The 18456-nt window shown below is 61.9% G+C and carries 15 protein-coding genes; 3 read left to right on the forward strand and 12 right to left on the reverse strand.

Annotated elements, in window-relative coordinates:
• Positions 1-615: 615 nt before the first annotated feature.
• The 3 genes from GH983_RS05260 to GH983_RS05270 form a co-directional block, all read right to left on the reverse strand.
• A complete protein-coding gene (locus GH983_RS05260; protein WP_153761834.1) occupies positions 616-2976 on the reverse strand; it encodes a PAS domain-containing sensor histidine kinase in 2361 nt (786 codons plus the stop codon).
• Positions 2977-3240: 264 nt separating this feature from the next.
• Positions 3241-5889, reverse strand: coding sequence for an aminopeptidase N (gene pepN, locus GH983_RS05265; RefSeq protein ID WP_153761835.1), 2649 nt, complete (start codon positions 5887-5889; stop codon positions 3241-3243).
• Between the two features lie 248 nt (positions 5890-6137).
• Complete coding sequence (locus tag GH983_RS05270) at positions 6138-7247, reverse strand: methyl-accepting chemotaxis protein (RefSeq protein ID WP_153761836.1); 1110 nt, start codon at positions 7245-7247, stop codon at positions 6138-6140.
• 300 nt (positions 7248-7547) lie between these two features.
• On the opposite strand from GH983_RS05270, the gene GH983_RS05275 reads away from it, so the two are divergent.
• Positions 7548-8486: a DMT family transporter gene (locus GH983_RS05275; protein WP_153761837.1), complete on the forward strand. Its 939-nt coding sequence runs from the start codon at positions 7548-7550 to the stop codon at positions 8484-8486.
• 2 nt (positions 8487-8488) lie between these two features.
• Here the strand turns inward: GH983_RS05275 and GH983_RS05280 are convergent, their stop codons facing one another.
• A complete protein-coding gene (locus GH983_RS05280) occupies positions 8489-9760 on the reverse strand; it encodes an MFS transporter (protein ID WP_153761838.1) in 1272 nt (423 codons plus the stop codon).
• Between the two features lie 327 nt (positions 9761-10087).
• Here GH983_RS05280 and GH983_RS05285 point away from each other — a divergent pair, with 327 nt between their 5' ends.
• Positions 10088-10984, forward strand: coding sequence for a hypothetical protein (locus GH983_RS05285; protein WP_153761839.1), 897 nt, complete (start codon positions 10088-10090; stop codon positions 10982-10984).
• A gap of 76 nt (positions 10985-11060) precedes the next feature.
• On the opposite strand, the gene GH983_RS05290 is transcribed toward GH983_RS05285, so the two are convergent.
• The 4 genes from GH983_RS05290 to GH983_RS05305 form a co-directional block, all read right to left on the reverse strand.
• Positions 11061-11219 (reverse strand): hypothetical protein, encoded by a 159-nt coding sequence (locus GH983_RS05290; RefSeq protein ID WP_153761840.1) that lies wholly within the window; start codon positions 11217-11219, stop codon positions 11061-11063.
• A 144-nt stretch (positions 11220-11363) separates the two neighbouring features.
• A complete protein-coding gene (locus tag GH983_RS05295) occupies positions 11364-11555 on the reverse strand; it encodes a hypothetical protein (RefSeq protein ID WP_054149631.1) in 192 nt (63 codons plus the stop codon).
• A 143-nt stretch (positions 11556-11698) separates the two neighbouring features.
• On the reverse strand, positions 11699-12592 hold the full coding sequence (locus GH983_RS05300; protein WP_153761841.1) for a uracil-DNA glycosylase family protein: 894 nt from the start codon (positions 12590-12592) through the stop codon (positions 11699-11701).
• A 223-nt stretch (positions 12593-12815) separates the two neighbouring features.
• Entirely contained in the window at positions 12816-14108 is a 1293-nt protein-coding gene (locus tag GH983_RS05305; RefSeq protein ID WP_054149629.1) for an Hsp70 family protein, read from the reverse strand.
• A gap of 270 nt (positions 14109-14378) precedes the next feature.
• On the opposite strand from GH983_RS05305, the gene GH983_RS05310 reads away from it, so the two are divergent.
• On the forward strand, positions 14379-14567 hold the full coding sequence (locus GH983_RS05310) for a hypothetical protein (RefSeq protein WP_153763565.1): 189 nt from the start codon (positions 14379-14381) through the stop codon (positions 14565-14567).
• Positions 14568-14584: 17 nt separating this feature from the next.
• On the opposite strand, the gene GH983_RS05315 is transcribed toward GH983_RS05310, so the two are convergent.
• The 4 genes from GH983_RS05315 to GH983_RS05330 form a co-directional block, all read right to left on the reverse strand.
• A complete protein-coding gene (locus GH983_RS05315; protein ID WP_054149628.1) occupies positions 14585-14812 on the reverse strand; it encodes a hypothetical protein in 228 nt (75 codons plus the stop codon).
• A gap of 118 nt (positions 14813-14930) precedes the next feature.
• A complete protein-coding gene (locus GH983_RS05320) occupies positions 14931-15716 on the reverse strand; it encodes an SDR family oxidoreductase (RefSeq protein WP_153761842.1) in 786 nt (261 codons plus the stop codon).
• A 94-nt stretch (positions 15717-15810) separates the two neighbouring features.
• Positions 15811-17214, reverse strand: a complete 1404-nt coding sequence (locus GH983_RS05325; protein ID WP_153761843.1) for an FAD-binding oxidoreductase — start codon at positions 17212-17214, stop codon at positions 15811-15813.
• Between the two features lie 88 nt (positions 17215-17302).
• Positions 17303-18214 carry an NAD(P)-dependent oxidoreductase gene (locus GH983_RS05330; RefSeq protein ID WP_153761844.1) on the reverse strand — a complete coding sequence of 304 codons (912 nt, stop codon included), beginning with the start codon at positions 18212-18214 and terminating at the stop codon, positions 17303-17305.
• Positions 18215-18456: the final 242 nt, after the last annotated feature.

The following is an 18456-nucleotide window of genomic DNA, read 5'->3' on the forward strand; positions in this document are numbered from 1 at the left end:
GCTCATAACTCTCGGAAATACAAGCGATGTTTGTTGCGCGCAATCGAGCTTTGAGGGCGGAAGGCGACGCTACCAAACAAAGTACAAAATTATCACGATATCACATTAGATGGGTGCCGTTGCAGCCCGCCGACGGTTTGGGCTGATCCATCAAAAGGATCGTTGACGCGCAGATGCCAAGATAGAGCAGGGCGGTCCCAACAAGGACGCAGGCGCGTTCGCGCTGGGCGGAATGGTCGAGGCGCGCCAGTGCATTGATAGTGGCGGGAGCAAGGCCGAGTTTGAGAGCGCCGAGATAGCCGATCCTCATCCAGATCAGGGAAATGACGCCGTAGCGGGCGTCGCCGACCTAATCCATATGCCGGCGACTATCAGGATCATCAACCTGATCGACAGCAGGGTGCCGATCAGGTTGATGATCAAATTGACATAGAGCCCATTGCGCGATTTGCCTTCACTGGCCAGTCCGGTACCTGTTTTGCCTCCGGCCTCGTACCGGATTTTCCCGAGCCTGTCATGGCCCGAGGACCCTCACGGATGAGGCAGTTCGGCTGCGTATTCACCGGGAAGGGTTGCCGTGGGGTGAACACCGCTCAACGCTTGCAGCCGTCGCGTTCACGCGCGCCGCTTCAAGCCTTGGGCGAAGCTCACATCCGGGATGCGCATCGACACGACCGTGCCCTGGCCTTCGCGGGAGCGGATCTTCAGCGAGCCGCCATGCAGCGCGACCAGCGAACGGGAGATGGCAAGGCCGAGACCCGAGCCGCCCTTCGACTTGGCATACTGGCTCTGCACCTGTTCGAAGGGATTGCCGATCTTGCTGAGCGCGCTTTTCGGAATGCCGATGCCGGTATCGGCGATGGAGACGATCACGGCGCCCTGAACCTTGCGGGCCCGAAGAGCGATCTTGCCGCCTTCATCGGTGAACTTGACGGCGTTGGACAGGATGTTGAGCAGGATCTGCTTGATGGCGCGACGGTCGGCGACAAGCGAGAGGCTGGCTTCGATACGCTGTTCGACGGTGATGTTCTTTTCTTCGGCGGGGATCGCGGTCAGCCGCATGCTCTCTTCAATCAGTGGGCAGAGATCAATGGTTTCGCAGCGGATCTTCATCTGTCCCGCCTCGATCTTTGACATGTCGAGGATGTCGTTGATGACGTTCAACAGGTGTTTGCCGCTTTCGTGGATGTCCTTGGCATATTCCTCGTATTTCGGCGAACCGACCGGGCCGAACATGCGGGCGAGCAGGATTTCCGAGAAGCCGAGGATGGCGTTGAGCGGCGTCCTGAGCTCGTGGCTCATATTGGCGAGGAATTCCGACTTTGCCTTGTTGGCAGCTTCGGCATTCTGTTTCTCGGCGATATACTTTTCGTTGGCGTCGGAGAGTTCGGTCTTCTGACGCTCGAGGATCTTCTGCGAGGCGGAGAGATCGCCGATCGTGGCCATCAGGCGGCGTTCCTGTTCACGCAGGCGCTCCTGGTGCCGCTTGAGCAGCGTGATGTCTGTGCCGACCGAGACGAGGCCACCGTCACGCGTGCGGCGCTCGTTGATCTGCAGCCAACGCTCGTCGGCGAGCTGTACTTCCGAGGTCCGCGAATTGGTGCCGTCATCGGCGTCGGCGATGCGGCGCTGGATGATTGGCTTGCCGGCGGCCGCGAGCACCAGCGAACGCTCCTTGCCTGGCACCAGCACGTCGTCAGGCAGACCGTAGACCTTCTGGAAATGGCCGTTCCAGGCGACGAGCTTGTCGTTCTTGTCCCAGAGTACGAAGGCTTCCGAGGTGCATTCGATCGCGTCAGCGAGGCGCTGATCGGCTTCGGCGTAACGCTGGGCGAGGCGGTGCTGTTCGGTCACGTCCATCGCAATGCCGATCACATGCAGGTCGCCGGTATTGGAAGAGATGATCTGGGCGCGGGCGCGCATCCAGACATAATGGCCCTGGGCGTGGCGCATGCGGAAAATCTGGTCGATATGCCGCGAACTGCCGCGACCGACCGAGCGGGCGAGCGCATAGAGATTGCCATCGTCGGGATGCATCAGGCGGGCGGCATCGGCGAATGCCAGCGGCTGGGTCGAGGGCGTGAGGCCAAGCATGTCGTACATCGAGCGCGACCAGACGAGCTTTCGGCTTTCGAGATCGAAGTCCCAGAGGCCGCAGCGACCGCGGGCGAGCGCCGTTTCCACCCGCAGGTTGGATTCGAGGAAGGTATCGTCTGCCTCGCGGGCCCGCTTCACCTGGTAGAAATAGGCATAGAGGATGACGAAGAGGATGACGGTGATGCAGGTGAACAGCGTAACGTTGAGCGACAGCTCGCGGCGCCAGAAGTCTTCGACAGCCTGCAGCGAATGGGCAGCGACGATCATCGCGCCATCGGTGCCGACGGGTGTGAAGATCGCGTGATGGGGAACGCCGTTCAGATCCGTTTCGATTGCGCCGGCGCGGCTGCCGGATTTGCGGATCGTCATCATCTCCGGCAGCAGGCTGACGAGCATCGAGCCGACCTGACCTGCGGCTGCCGGCGACGAGCCGAAGACGCGGCCGGTGGGGTCGACGAGCAGCACGAGGGCACCGTTGGCAAAATGCTCGTGATCCAGATACGTGGCGAGGCGTTTCTCGGCCTCAGCGCGATTGCGGGTCTCAAATAGCGCCGGCCGTTCGCCGAGCGCGGCATTGACCGTGGCTGCGATCAGGGCCGTCGACTGGCGGGCTGCCGCTGCCATGCGCTGGTGTTCGTTGACGATGCCGATAGTGCGGGCGAGCGCCACGACGGCGAGAAAAGCGAGGATGAGGATCGGGATTGCCCGACGCAAAATGGTCTCGATCCGCATCGAGCGGACGGATACCTCGGCCTGACCTGAAACGGACGAGGACGAGCCGAAAAACCGCCGTCCGAGCCGCGTGAAGAATTCACCCCTGTCCGAAAATTTGATGCGCAGCCGCTCATCGGCTGCGGTGACCCGCCGCGCGTCCAACATCGTCCCTGCCTCTGTCCCTCGTGTGATTCGAGCGCCGCTTGCCCGAATCTGACGCCAAGGAATCATGGCCGATTCGGCTTGTCCAGAGCCGGTGCGTAAAGAAAATATTAACCCATTGCTCCGACTCCGCTTTTTTATCGGCGTCAGTGCAAGAGGCTGAATCTCATGGAAAATTAGCCGGCGTTCGGAGGCCGGAAAACGATCGAGGACTAAAAAAGGCGCCGGTTTGCGCGGCGCCTTTTTTCATAGGATCGGACGGGCGGCTCAGCCCTTCAGGATGCGGTCGACGATGTCGCGCACGTCGGTCGACAGGGTCGCCGAGGCTTCGATGGTCGCAAGCGCCGCGCGCGCCTTGTCGGCTCGGCCGGCTTCCAGCAGCCGCCAGGAACGCAGGGCGGTCAGGAGGCGTGCCGCAAGCTGCGGATTACGAGGATCGATCGCGAGGATCTGCTCGGCAAAGAAGGCATAGGCCGCACCGTCCGCACGGTTGAAGCCGGTCGCATTGCCGAAGGCGAAGGTGCCGACGAGAGAGCGCACGCGGTTCGGATTGGTCGGCTGGTAATGCGGGCTCGCCATCAAGGCCTTTACCCGGTCGAGGCTCGCCGCACCCGGGATCGTCGCCTGGATGGTGAACCACTTGTCGAGCACGAGCGCGTTCGACGCGAAGCGGGTCTCGAAAGCGGTGAGCGCCTGCTTCGTCTCTTCCGCATCGGGGAAGCGATGGGCGAGGATGGTGAGGGCCTGCGACAGGTCCGTCATGTTGTCGGCCTTAGCAAATGCCTCGGCGGCCAGCGCCGGGGTGTTTTCCGCCAGCGACAGGAAGGAAAGCGCAAGGTTCTTCAGCGCCCGCTTGCCTGCACCTGCGGCATCTGGCGAGAAGGGGCCGGAAGCCGAATGGGTGGCGTGCAGCTTGCGGAAGACATCGGCGCCTGCCGTGGCGATGGCGCTGAGCACGGCCTGGCGGCCGGCATGGATAGCATCCGGGTCGTTGTTGCCGCCCAGTTCACGGGCGATGTCGGCTTCGCTCGGAAGCGAGAGCGCCTGGGCGCGGAAGGCAGGCTCCAGCGCCTCGTCCGCTGCCACTGCAAGCAGGACGTCGACGAAAGCGGGGTCGGCCGCCACGGTACCACCGTCACGGGCGGTCTTCGCAGCATCGATCAGGGCCGGCAGAGCGAGGTCGGTGATCGCCTGCCAGCGGGCGAAGAGGTCGCTGTCGTGGCGGGCGATATGGCCGCGATCCTCAGCACTCTGCGAGAAATGCAGGGTGACCGGAGCGGAGAAGCCGCGGTTCAGCGAGACAGCAGGGCGGCTGCCGATGCCGGAGAAGGTGAAGCTCTGGGCGCGCTCGGTCAGATGCAGCACATCGCCGGTGACGTCGCCGCCTGATATCGCAGAGGCCGAGGCTTCCGAGCCGTTTTCCGAGATCAGCGTAAAGCGGAGCGGAATATGCATCGGCTCCTTGGCGCTCTGGCCAGGAGTTGCCGGGATCATCTGCTCGAGCGACAGCGTGAGCGTCTTGGCACCGGCGTCATAAGACGAGGAAACGGTGATCTGCGGCGTACCGGCCTGATGATACCAGAGCGAGAACTGTGTGAGGTCGCGGCCGCTCGCATCTTCGAAGCATTTGACGAAGTCTTCGACGGTGGCGGCATCGCCGTCATGACGATCGAAGTAGAGGTCCATGCCCTTTTTGAAGTCGTCACGGCCGAGAATGGTCGCGATCATCCGGGTGACTTCGGAGCCCTTTTCGTAGACGGTCGTCGTGTAGAAGTTGTTGATCTCGCGATACTTGCTGGGCCGCACCGGATGAGCGAGCGGACCTGCATCTTCCGGGAACTGCTCCGAGCGCAGGTGGCGGACTTCGGCGATGCGCTTGACCGAACGCGAGCGCATGTCGGCGGAGAATTCGTGGTCGCGATAGACGGTGAGGCCTTCCTTCAGGCAGAGCTGGAACCAGTCGCGGCAGGTGATGCGGTTGCCGGTCCAGTTGTGGAAGTATTCATGCGCGATGATCGCCTCGATATTCGCGTAGTCCTGGTCGGTCGCGGTCTCGGGGTCGGCGAGCACGTACTTGTCGTTGAAGATGTTGAGGCCCTTGTTCTCCATGGCCCCCATGTTGAAGTCCGAGACGGCGACGATCATGAAAATATCCAGATCGTATTCGCGGCCGAAGACCTCTTCGTCCCACTTCATCGAACGCTTCAAGGCATCCATCGCATAGGCCGCACGCGGCTCCTTGCCGTGCTCGACATAGATCTTCAGCGCCACTTCACGGCCAGACATGGTGGTGAACGTGTCTTCAACAATGCCGAGATCGCCGGCAACCAGCGCGAAGAGATAGGACGGCTTCGGATGCGGGTCGAACCAGGCGGCGAAATGCTTGTCCGGGCCGAAGCCGGCGCCGCCGAGGAAATTGCCGTTCGAAAGCAAGAGCGGATTGGCCGCCTTGTCGGCAATGATGTTGATCGTATAGACGGCGAGCACGTCAGGCCGGTCGGGGAAATAGGTGATGCGGCGGAAGCCCTCGGCCTCGCACTGGGTGCAGTAGATGCCGTTCGAGCGATAAAGGCCCATCAACTGGGTATTGGCCTCCGGATTGATCATCGTCACGACTGTGATCTCGAAGGGCGTGGATTCCGGCAGGTCGCGGATGGTGAGGCTCTCGGGCGTCGCGGTGTAGCGCGACGGGTCCATCTCGATCTGGTCGAAAAGAACGCTCGTCATGGTGAGGTCGTCACCGTCGAGCACCAGGGGGGCTGCCGCATCGACACCTTCGCGCCGATGGAAGATCAACCGGGCTTCCACCTTGGTTTCCGTCGGGTCCAGTTCGAAGGTCAGATCAACCCGTTCCAGAACGAAGTCGGTGGGGCGGTAGTCTGCCAGATGAACGATCCGGCCCGTGTCTGTGCGCATAATGTGTCCTGGTCGCTACGGGGTTGGCCACCAAGGCACGGCACGAGCGCTTGGGCTCGCGATCGCCTGGGGTCAAGTTGTCGCGATGATTGCAGCAATTTCTGAATGATTGTTAAAACACGAGTTATTTTTACGATGCTCTTGATCCTGGCGCCGGTTTTCTTGGATTTCACGGCCGAAATCGGGCTTCAAATCCAAGAATAGTCAGGAGAATATCTTCGGCAATACCGGCAGCCAGGTGGGCAGCATCACTTCAATCGCAACCGCTGACGCAAGAGGTCCTCACTGTCCATGCTCTGGATAATGACACCGGACCAGCCGAGGCCGTCATAGTCCTCATAGCCGAGGGTCTTTGCGAAGGCGACGATGGCGCCGCTCTGATCGTAATAGCTGCCTTTGGCGAGTTGTTTGGGATTGTTGAGCGCGAAATGGGTGTAGATCCGCTCCGGACGCGATGAGGCGATCACCATGTTGTTGCCGTCGAGCAGCAGGACCTCGGTCTTTTCGGCGACCTGCGGCGCCAGGTTCGCCTCCTTCTCGACGATGGCCTGGCCCTGGGCCTTCCAGTCGAAATAGACGCCGAGCGTGCCGAGAAGCGCGCCATCGCTGCGGCCGCCTTTCCGGATGCCGGTGGCGTAGACGAGAACGTCGCGATTGTCGTGCACCAGGCTGCGCTTGACGGTGTCGACGATATAGTCGTCACCGCTCTGGCAGGTGCGAGCTGCCCGAAACCAGGTTTCGCTGGAGAGATCCTGGTCCTTGAGGCTGCGATGATGCCGGGGATTGGCCGAGGCGATGACCTTGCCGGCGGCATCGGTCATGACGAGATCGAGATAGACCGTGTAGAACCGATTGATGACGCCGAGCCGCGCGGCTGCATGCTGGGCTCGCTCGGGCGAGGGCTGTTCGAGGGCTTCCCAGAGCGCGCTGTCGGTCGCCCACCAGCGCACGTCCGCCGTCCGCTCGAAGAGATTGCGGACGATGAACTGCACGAGCGTCTGGGCAAGGTCGATCAGTCTCACGCCTTCCATCTGGTCGACGAGATCATCCGCCATGGTCCGGCTTTGCCGGATACGTCCAAGCACGTTCTCCTGGAAGCGCTCTGCGGTTTCTCCGGCACCCTGCGCCAGACGCTGAACCTCGTTGGCGACGACGGCGAAACCTTTGCCGGCCTCACCGGCTCTCGCCGCCTCGATCAGCGCATTGATGGCGAGAAGGCGGATCTGGCGCACGATTTGGGCGTTGTCGGCGCTGAATTGCTCGAGATCGGTGCCGATACTCTCGGTGACGAGGCGCATGGACCGGGGCGTGGCGCGGATCTCTGAAATGGAATTGGTCTGATATTCGGCCTGCGGCATGGCGCCAAACCCCGGTTTGAAAAAGCGAGCAGCAAAGACGGCAAAGTGCCGCAATAATATGACTTATTGACAGGAAAGATAATTTCCTCGTTTGAACGGTCGGTTAACGATGGATGGCCAAAAACCCGGTGTTTCCGGGCCATTTCTGGGTTCAACCTGCCGATATCTGCACTTGCACTGCACTTGCGCGGAGCGGACGGGCATGCATGCTAGACGGAAGCCCGAGTCCACGGCGTCGTCGTCGCCGGCTCAAAATCCCTATGCGATTGTGCATAGCCTGCCCGCAAGAATCTGATCGCCATGGCCTTCGCCGATCCCAATCCTCTCCGCGGCATCGTGCTGAAAGTCTGCTCGGTGACCGTCTTCGTCGCTATGCAGACCTGCATCAAACTCGCAGGCAGCGGCATTCCGCCGGGCCAGATCAGCTTTCACCGGTCGGCTTTCGCCATCGTGCCGATCCTCATCTATCTCGCCTGGCGCGGCGAGTTGCGTCAGGCGTTCCAGACAGACAACCCGGTCGGCCATGTGAAGCGCGGTTTGCTCGGCGTTTGTGCGATGGGGGCAGGCTTCTATGGGCTCGCCCATCTGCCGCTGCCGGATGCGATCGCCATTGGCTATGCGATGCCGCTGATTGCCGTCGTCTTTGCAGCCATCTTCCTGAAGGAGACCGTCCGGCTTTATCGCTGGACGGCGGTCGTGATCGGGCTTGTCGGTGTCCTGATCATTTCCCTGCCGAAGCTTACGCTGTTCGGCGAAGAAGGGCTGGGCTCAGACGTGGCGGTCGGCGCCGTGGCCGTGCTGGTTTCAGCCGTCCTCGGGGCAGGGGCCATGCTGCAGGTCCGCCAGCTGGTGCGCGAGGAAAAGACCTCGACCATCGTCCTCTTCTTTTCGCTGACCGCAGCCCTTCTCTCGGCGATTACCTGGTTCTTCGGCTGGGCCGACCTTTCCTGGCATGGGCTCGGGCTCCTTGCCCTTGCCGGCTTCTTCGGCGGGCTGGGTCAGATCTTCCTGACCGAAAGCTATCGCTTTGCCGATGTCTCGACGATCGCACCCTTCGAATACTGCTCGATCATCCTCGGCTCGATTGCCGCCTATATGCTGTTTTCGGAAGTCCCGACGATGACCACCTTGATCGGCGCGACCATCGTCGTTGCGGCCGGCATCTTCATCATCTACCGCGAACACCAGCTTGGCCTGGAACGGCGGGCCGCCCGCAAGGCATCCACCCCGCAAGGGTGAGCTTAGCGCCCGGACTCGATCCCGAGCTCTAGCTGCTCCTCCAAATCAGGCTCAGGCAGCGGAGAGGCGTTGTCTGCGCCCTGCATCGGCAGGATCGTCGCCTGGAAATCGGTCTTGTCTTCCGGTGTCACGTCATCAGGGCGTCTGGTGATGCGGTAGGCCGCGTAGCCGGCATAAAGCGCAAAGGCCGTTCCGAGGAAGCCGATAAGCGCGGTCGGCCCCAACCATTGCATCAGCGTGCCCGCCATGATCGGACCGGTGACTGTACCCATGCCATAGAGGATCATGATGGCGCTCGACAGCGTCACATATTCATGAGGCTCGGCGAGGTCGTTGGCATGGGCGACGTTGAGCGAATAGACCGGATAGAGCACGGTGCCGACGAAGAAGCCGGCGATATAGAGCGCGGTTGGGTCATCCGCGCCGAAAGCGATCATCATCCCGCAGGCGCCGACGCCGAACAGTCCGGATGCAATCATCACGAAACGCCGATCCATGCGGTCCGATATGCGTCCGATCGGCACCTGCGAGATAGCGCCACCGGCCAGGAAGGCAGCCAGCAGCGTCGCCCCTTGCGCCGTGGTCATGCCGATCGTTTGGGAATAGACGCCGCCGAGACTGCCCCAGGTTCCCGACAGCGCCCCGGAAAGCAGCGAGCCGAAGAATGCAATCGGCGACCGGCGATAGAGCCGCTTCAGATCGAAGCGCGCCTCGGCAATCGGGCTTGGCGACTTGGCCGTCGACAGGGCGACAGGAAAGAGTGCCAGCGAGAAGATCAGCGCGCAGATGATGAAAAGGTTCGGTCCGTTCACATCGCCGAGAGGTACGATGTATTGGCCGCCGATCGAGCCCACGAGGCAGGTCACCATGTAGACGGAAAACAGGGCGCCGCGATTGTCGTTCGTCACCCGCTCATTGAGCCAGCTTTCGATCAGAAGATAGGCGCCAGCAATGGCAAAGCCGGAAAGACCGCGGAAGATCATCCAGGCCCACCATTCGACAACGAGCGCGCAAAGCAGGATGGAGACGGTCAGGAGCGTGATCAGAGCACCGAAGACCCGCACATGCCCGACTCGGCGCACGAAGATCGGCGTGACGATGCACGACACCGTAAAGCCGAAGGTATAGCCGGTGGCGATGACGGAGATGATGAAGGTCGACCATCCCTCGTTGAGCGAGCGGATCGGCAGCATGTAGCCCATCAGTCCGAAGCCCGCCATCATCAGCAGCGTCGACAGCATCAGGGTGGCGATGGAGGCGAGACTGGACAGCATTTGGCCTCCGTGGGGCGCAATTGGGAACGAGAATAGTGCCAGTAGAGCCGGGCAAGTGAAATGTCGAATACGACGCAAGTCGGCGCAATCGTGAACGCCATATCATTCTTCCCTCGCGCTTTGGCAATAAGGGATTGAAACGTCGTCAGGAATTCGTTTACCTTCACACTAACAGCGTCAGAGAGGCGTCGGACCCAGTGTCCACGTCCGCCAAAGGGATCGAATGGGGACGACCGCGGCGAACAGAGGAATGGACCGGCACGCATTTCGATGCCTGACTGCGTCGATCTCCTTTGCAGCCTGGAAGTACGGATCGCGGAGGCCGTCATGACGCTCTCCTCCAGCGATATTGTTGGTCATCCTCAATTCGCCACCGCATTGGGTGCCTATGCCGGCAAGTTGCGCGGCCAGTTCGACCAGAGCCCTCGGCTTTCACGCATGCTGGCATCTCACCAGCGCTGGCTGCTCAGCCAGGCGGCTTTTGCGCTGCAGCTTGAATATGATCCAACACAGCCGGGAAGCGGACTGACGACGACCAATCTCCGCGAAATCATCACCTCGAACAATTCTGCGAGCCGCAATACGGTCCTGAATTTCCTCGACCAGTTGTTGAGCTACAAGTTCGTCCGCATCGTCGGCGATCCGAACCGTCGGCCGAAGCGCTACGAGGCGACGGAATTGCCGACCCGCGCGATGTATCAATGGCTCGTGACAAATCTGGAGCTCCTCGATTGCCTCGATGGCGGCGACCGGGCCGAGACCCTTGCGGCCGAGCCGGATCTCTTCCGTCTCATTCAGCCGCAGATCGCCCGCCATGCCTGTCTCAATCCGAGTTGGCTGGAGCCTCCGCCGCGCGTGGCGCTCTTCCTGTGGACCGAGGCGGGTGGTCTCGTCATGGATGAACTGGTTCGCCGGGCGATGGAGCATTCACCGGGTAGCGACGGGTACGATATCGGTCGGATCGATGCCCGTGTCATGGCCGAGCACTTCATGATCTCCCGCACGCATCTGCAGCGGCTTTTCCGCCGCGCGGTGGAGACGGGCTGCCTCTATTGGCCCGATGGCGATCGTAACCACTGCATCCTCAACCGCGACTTCCTCGAGGAGTATTGTGGCTGGCAGGCGATCAAGTTCTCGATTGTTGACTTTGCCTATGAGCGGATCTGCGGGCCTGTTCGCCTGGGAAAGCCTGATCCCCGCCTCGGGGCGGTCGGCGGCTTGTAAACACGGTTCCAATCTGTAGACGCGAAAAGGCCCGCGCAAGGCGGGCCCGACGAAACCGCCTATCGTGCAGACCGGATCAGAAGCCGAGCGGCTGCAAGGCGCGCTCGACGCCACGATCCTGGGCCTGCTGGCGCTTGCGGGCGGCGGTGGACAACTCTTCTGAAGCGCTGACGGCATGGCCGATGTGATGCATGGCCTGGCGCAGGCTGCGGACGGGGTGGAACGAGATGTTCATGGTCTTATCCTCTGCTCTAAATGCATATCGATGTTTGTAGGTATATCTGTTCATGGATGAACCGATGCCGCAATGCACAATGCGGAAGCCCTGATATGCGTTCCCAGCAAATCGACGGTTTTTGGCCGGTGAGGTCGTCGAACGTCAGGTGCGGAATTCGGAAAAGACACTGGCGGGGCGCGCTATGCGACCGGCATGGCCGGTGAAGCGCGCGCTCAGCTGTTCTGCGGAAACTGCAGCGCTGCTTCGGTTGTAGGGGCTTGCGCTGCGGCCGTGTTCGCTGGCGAGACGCAAGGTCTCGAACTTGCAGTGAATGGGGCGGGTGCGAAGGCTCACGATGGTCTTCCTTTAAAAGTGTCCCTCCCACTTTCAGACTTATATATCGCAGTGCAGCATAGATTCGGCAACGAACAAGGCTGCGATCCTGCCCTGCATCAAATGCATGGCTTTCTTCATAATTTGTTCATGCTGATGATAATTTAGCCGTTTTGGACAGGATTCTCGCGTTCGGAGAAGGCGAGCAGATCCATCCAGGCAAGTGCCTTGCTGGCTGGGGCGGCGAGCAACTCCTGCGGATGCAGCGTCGCCATGGCCTGGACGGTATGGCCGCCGGCGCCGATATCACGCCACTTGCCACGCAGAGCGTGGATCGTCCCGGTTTCACCGAAGAAGAAGCGGGCGGCATAATTGCCGAGCACAAGGACCAGGCGAGGTTCAGCAAGCGCGATCTGGCGTTCGATGAAGGGTCGGCAAATGGCAGTTTCCGGGCCGGAGGGCATACGGTCGCCAGGCGGTCGCCAGGGGATGATGGTGGTGATGGTGGCGCTTTCGCGGCTCTGGCCGATGGCCGAAAGCATGCGGTCGAGGAGAAGGCCTGCGCGCCCTGAAAAGGCCTGACCCTCGCGGTCGTCATCAGCATTCGGCATGGGGCCGATCACCATGATGCCGGCCGTGCCGGTACCTTCGGCCGTGATGGTCGACCGTGCCGAGGTTTTCAGATTGCAGCTGGTGAAGGCTTCGATGGCAGTTTTCAATTCGGCAAGCGAACGTGCGCTTTCGGCGGCAAAGCGCGCTTCGGCAATGGCATTCTCATCCGGGATTGCCGGCAGCGCCGAGCCTTGGGCGGGTTGCGCCCGCGTCGGCTGGCGCTCGGAGGGGGGAGTTGCGCCGCGTCCCGGCAGGCTGCGCGCCGGGGCATTGGTGGCTTGTGTATCCGCTGCAGGGCGTGCCACCTGCCGCGCCGCCTTTTCGGCTGCAAAAGCCGCGATGCGGTCGATCGGATCGTCTTCCACCAGCCACTCGACACCGGCCTCTGCATGAAATGCGAGAAGCGCGGCGAGCTCTGCGGAGGACATGTCGCGGGCCTGGATCATGAGGCTGTTCTAGTGCCTTTGGCCGACGGAAGGCAAATGGAAAGCGTAGGACAAACTTTGGCGACCAGCCCTCGTCCTGAGGCGGGAGCGTATGCGACCCTTGAAGGACGAGGGCGGGTGGTTTTCTGTATGGCTTTGATCCTTCGAGGCCTGCTTCGCAGGCATCCTCAGGATGAGCGGAGCCCCCCGGCATGCGCTCGCAGTGGGAGTTAGTCGGCCCGGTTCACGCCACCCACTGTTCGATATCGTCCCGCTCGCCGATTAAAGCCAAGCCATGGGCAATCGACACCAGTTCGCCGCCGGTCTCGATGCGGCTTGCGTCGAAGCGGCGGTGGAAGATGTCACGCACTGCGGGCACGAAGGATGTGCCGCCGGTGAGGAATATCTTGTCGATCGTGCCGGCCTCGGTGTTGCTCTTGGCCAACACCTCGTCGAGCGCCTCTTCCATGCGGACGAGGTCGTCGGCAATCCAGCTTTCGAAATCGCGGCGGGTCACGCGCTTCTCGCCGGCCTTGCCGAGCGGCGCGAAGCGGAAATCGGCTTCCTCCGCCGAAGACAGGGCCATCTTTGTGGCCGAGACCGCCTGATAGAGCGGGTAACCTTCGTCGTGATCGATCAGATCGATGAACAGTTCGAGCTTCTCCGGCTCTTCCGCCTGGCGCACCAGCGACTTGAGGTCGGTGAATTCCTTCAAGGTCTTGAAGACCGAAAGCTGGTTCCAGCGCGAAAAGGCGAGATAGTAGTTGCTTGGGACGTCGAGCAGCTTGCCGAAGCTCTTGAACTGGCTGCCCTTGCCGATTTCCGGCGCCACAAGCTGGTCGATGATGCGCGCATCGAACTGGTCGCCGGCAATGCCGACACCGGACTGGCCGATCGGCGTGGCGCTGAGCTTGCCGGCTTCGGTCGAGAAGCGGATCAGCGAGAAGTCGGTCGTACCGCCGCCGAAGTCGGCGACGAGAACCGTCGCGTCACGCTTGAGCGTGCGGGCAAAGTAGAAGGCGGCGGCCACCGGCTCATAGACATAGTGGATCTCGGGAAAACCGAGCCGCGTCAGCGCTTCGTTGTAGCGGGTGACGGCAAGCGCCGGATCGGGACTGGCGCCGGCGAAATGGACGGGACGACCGGCGACGAGACGCTTGGCCTCGCCCGGCCAGCCATCGCCCGCATAGGCCTGCAGGCGCTTCAGGAACACCTCCATCAGGTCTTCGAACTGGAAGCGCCTTGCATGCACCAGCGTCCCCTGGAAGAGGGCGGAAGCAGCAAAGGTCTTGATCGACTGCAGGAAACGACAGTCGCCGGGATTGTCGATGAAGGCACGGATTGCGGCCTGGCCCGCCTCGACCTTCAGCGCGCCGGCGCCGAGTTGTCGATCCTTGAGGAAGGAGAGCGCGGTGCGCATGCTGTCGGATGTGCCGGCCGGCGAGGTGTAGGCGACCGAATGTGTCGCGTCGCTGCTTTCCGCGACGGCGATCACGGTATTGGTCGTGCCGAAATCGAGCCCAAGCGCTTCAGCCATGGCCATCGCTCCCTTTATCTATGCCTGATTGTCTGTGAGACCCGGCGAGCCGGTCGTGCTCGGCGATGCCGAGACATGAAAGAGGGCGCCTGATGCCACAGGGGGGCGGCGAGGGCAAGCGACCTTTTTGTGACGGCTGCAATCGGAGCGCAGGTGGGCGCGCAGACACGAACTATTGCATCGACGGTCCCTGCGAAGCGGGCGCCTCTAGCCGTTGTTGGCGCCTGGGTCTATGGTCGGCTTCACCCTGGAGATCGACAGATGTCACCCATGCGCATCGCCCTGCATTGCTTTGCTGCTCTCGCAATTCTGATCGGCTTCGTGTGGATCGGGCAGGGCTCGGGTCACTTTCCCTATCCGGCGTCGAGCTTCATGATCGATCAGAGCCCCTGGATCATGTATGGTATTCTCTTGGCGATTGCGGGTGTGGCAGGGCTTGCCTGGCTGAGGCGGCGTTGAGGCGAGACCGGTCGTGCTCAGACTTCATGATAGAGACGGGCAGCGTACTGCGCCATCTCTGGCGCTTCTTGCTCTTCGTTGAAGCCCTCAAGCTTTGTCAGGAAGTGGTCGATTATCCGGCCATAGCTGGCGTTGCGAGAGCGCGGGACACGCGCGCGCTCTTCGACGGTCGGTTCGGGTTCGGTCACGAGTGCTGCTGGGTCGAGTGCCAGCAGCATCCGGTCTTCATGTCCGGCATCGGTCATCACGGGAACTCTCATCTCCCAGGTTTCTCACGTTTGAGTAAACCCAAGAGCTTTCCAAGCCGTTCAGTCGATCGCTCTCATTTTAGCTAATGCGAATTTGACGCCGATGGCGGGCCGCTCAGATCGATTTCGCCGCCCCGCCGTCTACGCGCAGCATGGTGCCGGTGATGTAGCTTGCTGGACTAGAGCAGAGGAACGCCGCAGCGGCCGCGAACTCCTCGACACGGCCGAGCCGCTGGGCGGGGATCGACTTGACCGATGCCGCGCGCACTTCGTCCAATGACGTGCCCTGTTTCTTGGCGTTTGCGCCATCGAGCTCGTCGATGCGGTCCGTGTGAATGCGGCCGGGCAGGATCATGTTGGCCGTCACACCGTAAGAGGCGAGTTCCGCCGACAGCGTCTTGTTCCAGCCGACGAGCGCACCGCGCAGCGTGTTGGAGAGGGCGAGGTTCGGGATCGGCTCGAAGACGCCGGAGGAGGCAACCGTGAGGATGCGGCCGAAGCCTTGCGTCTTCATCAAGGGCGCCAGCGCATTGGTGAGCGTGATGACGCGGACCACCATGGACTGGAAAAAGTTGTAGAGCTTCTCGGCATCCATGTCCTCGACGGTGCCGGGCGTCGGGCCGCCGGTATTGTTGACGAGGATGTCGATGCCGCCGAGCGTGTGATGGACCGCGTGCAGCATCTGGTCGACGAAATGCGCATCGGCGAGGTCGGCGACCACATAGTCCGCCTTGCCCCCAGATGCCCTGATGGCCTCGACATTGGCCTTGAGCTTGTCTTCCGTGCGTCCGCAGATGAGGACATGGCACCCCTCCGCCGCAAGCGCCTTTGCGATGCCGAGACCAAGACCGCGCGATGCGGCCAGCACGAGGGCACGTTTGCCGGAAATGCCGAGATCCATGGGTGTATCCTTCCCTGTGATGCGATATGCTTTGCGGCAGTCTATCGGTGCCGGACCGCGATCGAAACCCCTGCGATCTGCGGATCAACCGGTTTCAGAACGGCACCTTGCCCGGATTGAACAGGTTGTGTGGGTCGAGCACGGACTTGATCTGGCGCGCAAGCGCCTGTTTCACCGGATCGACGTGGGTCAGATAGGCGGCACGCTTTTCAAGGCCAACACCGTGTTCTGCGGAGAAGCTGCCGCCCGAGGCACGGATGCCATCATAGACCGCCGCCTCGACGGCCGCCTTCAGCTCAGAGGGCAGGGGCCCGGCAGCCGCGATTGCGATATGCAGGTTGCCGTCGGCGATATGCCCGTAGACATAGGCCTCCAAGCCATCGCCGATCGCGTCAAGACGATTAGTCAGTCCGGCGACATAGTCGTCCAGGGCGGAGGGCGGCATCGAGACGTCGAAGGACGGCGCATTGGGAAACGCGGCGAAGTAGAAGCCGGAATCCTCACGCATTTCCCAGAAGCGGCGTGCCTGATCGGAGGACTGGGCGATGATCCCGCCCTGAAGCTCGGCCTCCTCCCAGATCTCGGCGAGTTCTGCCTCGAGAAGCGCTGTTGCGGCCTCTGCCGTCTCGCCGGAGACTTCCAGCAGCAGCACCGGCGTATTGTTCTCCAGCCAGGACAGGTCGAAGCGCTTCAGCGCGGCGTGATCGCGCACATAACGCGGCCACATCATCTCGGCGGCTTCCAACTGGAGCGCCGGATGGCGCCGCAGCCGCGCGGCAACCCGCAACCCGCGGCTCGCATCGGGTACGCCGAGGAGCGCCACGGCACGATGCGGGCGGATTGTCTCGACTTTCAGCACGAGCCGCGTGACGAAACCGAAGGCACCCTCGCTGCCGATCAGCAACTGCTTCAGATCCGGCCCCGCCGAGACCTTCACCACCCGCGTCAGGTCCGAGAAGATCTCGCCCGAGGGAAGAACGGCTTCAAGGCCCAGGATTTGATGGCGCATCACGCCGTTGCGGAAGGCAAGGATGCCGCCGGCATTGGTGGCAGCCATTCCTCCGATCGTCGCCGATCCACGCGAGCCGAGGTCGATGCCTGTGGTCAGCCCATGCGGGTCCAGTGCCGTCCGCAGGGCCTCCAGGGTGACGCCTGCCTCCACTTCGACCGTTTCCTCGTCCGCATGAATTGCCAGCACCCGGTTAAGCCGGGCGCTGGACAGAATGATGTCACCCGCATGGGAAACGCCGCCGCCGACGAGCCCGCTGACCCCACCTTGCGGCACGATGGCAACGCGGTTTGCCCTGCACCAGGATACCAGCGCCGCGACCGCCTCCGTCGATGCCGGCTGCGCCATCACGCCGGCATTCAGGTTCGCTTGGTCTTCTCCGGGATGGCGACCAGCAAGCGCCTCGGGACCAAGGATCCGGAGGTCCGGATGCAGGCCGTCAAGTGCCGAGGTGAGGTCGAGGGGCGAGAAGGTCGAATGCGAAGACATGGTGCAACCTGAACTGTTCGCGGCTTCTTCGCCTGAAAATCCGGTCGCCGCAAGGCGCCGAGCCACCAATCAAGACCTCTCTAACCGCTCAAAGCTCCGCTGGAAATCCGGGTGCCCGCAGATCGGTGCCGGTTGCATCTTCGAGAAGTTTCACGACCTGCGACGACCATGCGTCGCCGCCATAGGTCGAGCGGGCTCGAATGAAGGTCTGCAGTGCATGGGAGGCAAGGTCGAGGGGTACGCCGAAGTCGCGGCCGAAGCCCAGCGCAAAGCCCAGATCCTTGACGGCGAGATCCATGGTGAAGTTGATGTTGTAGCTGCCGTTCAGGATCACCTGGCCCTCGGTCTCATGCACGAAACTGTTGCCCGAGGAGGCCTTGATGATGTTGAAGGCATCCGTCAGGTCGATGCCCCCCTTCTTCGCCAGCATCAGTGCCTCGCCGGTTGCGATCAGGTGGATGAAGGCGAGCATGTTGGTGATGACCTTGATCACGGCAGCCTTGCCGAGCGGGCCTGCTCGAAAAATCTGCTTTCCCATCGCCTGGAAGGCCGGCCGGTGCAGATCGTAGAGGTCGGCATCTCCGCCGATGATGACGGTGATTTCGCCTGAGGCTGCCAGATGCACGCCTCCGGTAACGGGCGCTTCAAGCATGCGCACGCCAGCATCGGCCGCGATCTTGCCGAGACGCAGGACTTCCTGTTCGTCGAGCGTGCTCATTTCGATCCAGGTGGCACCCGGCTTCAGGCCTTTCAGAATGGCGCGCTCGCCGGTCAGAACGCGTTCGCTGACCTTGGGCGAGGGCAGACACGTGATCACGGCATCTGCGACTTCAGCCACAGCTTGAGGGTTTGCGGCAAACTTGGCGCCGGCAGCCACCAGCTCCTTGGCATTGTCGGGATCGAGATCATTGACCACGACGGTGAAGCCAGCCCGGACCAGGCTGCCGGCGAGATGGCGGCCAAGATGGCCGAGCCCGATGAAACCATATGTGAATGCCATGTTGTCTGCCCCCTGCTGGCGTTTTGTCGCCAGACTGAGACAAAGCGGGGAAGGTTTCAAAGACAGATTTTGGCCTGCGACAGGATTTGACGCAGGCGGAACACGGCGCCGCACTTTTCGTTGGGAAAGCGAGAAGAAAGGTCCGGCGAGCGGTGACTACAGCCAACGCAGCGAAATCGTCGCATTGACCCTTACGTTCACGTAAGATATTCTCGCGCTTCACATCGCCCTGCCGGAATTTG

The organism is Agrobacterium sp. MA01, from assembly GCF_009650195.1.
In the GTDB taxonomy this organism is placed as follows: Bacteria; Pseudomonadota; Alphaproteobacteria; order Rhizobiales; family Rhizobiaceae; genus Allorhizobium.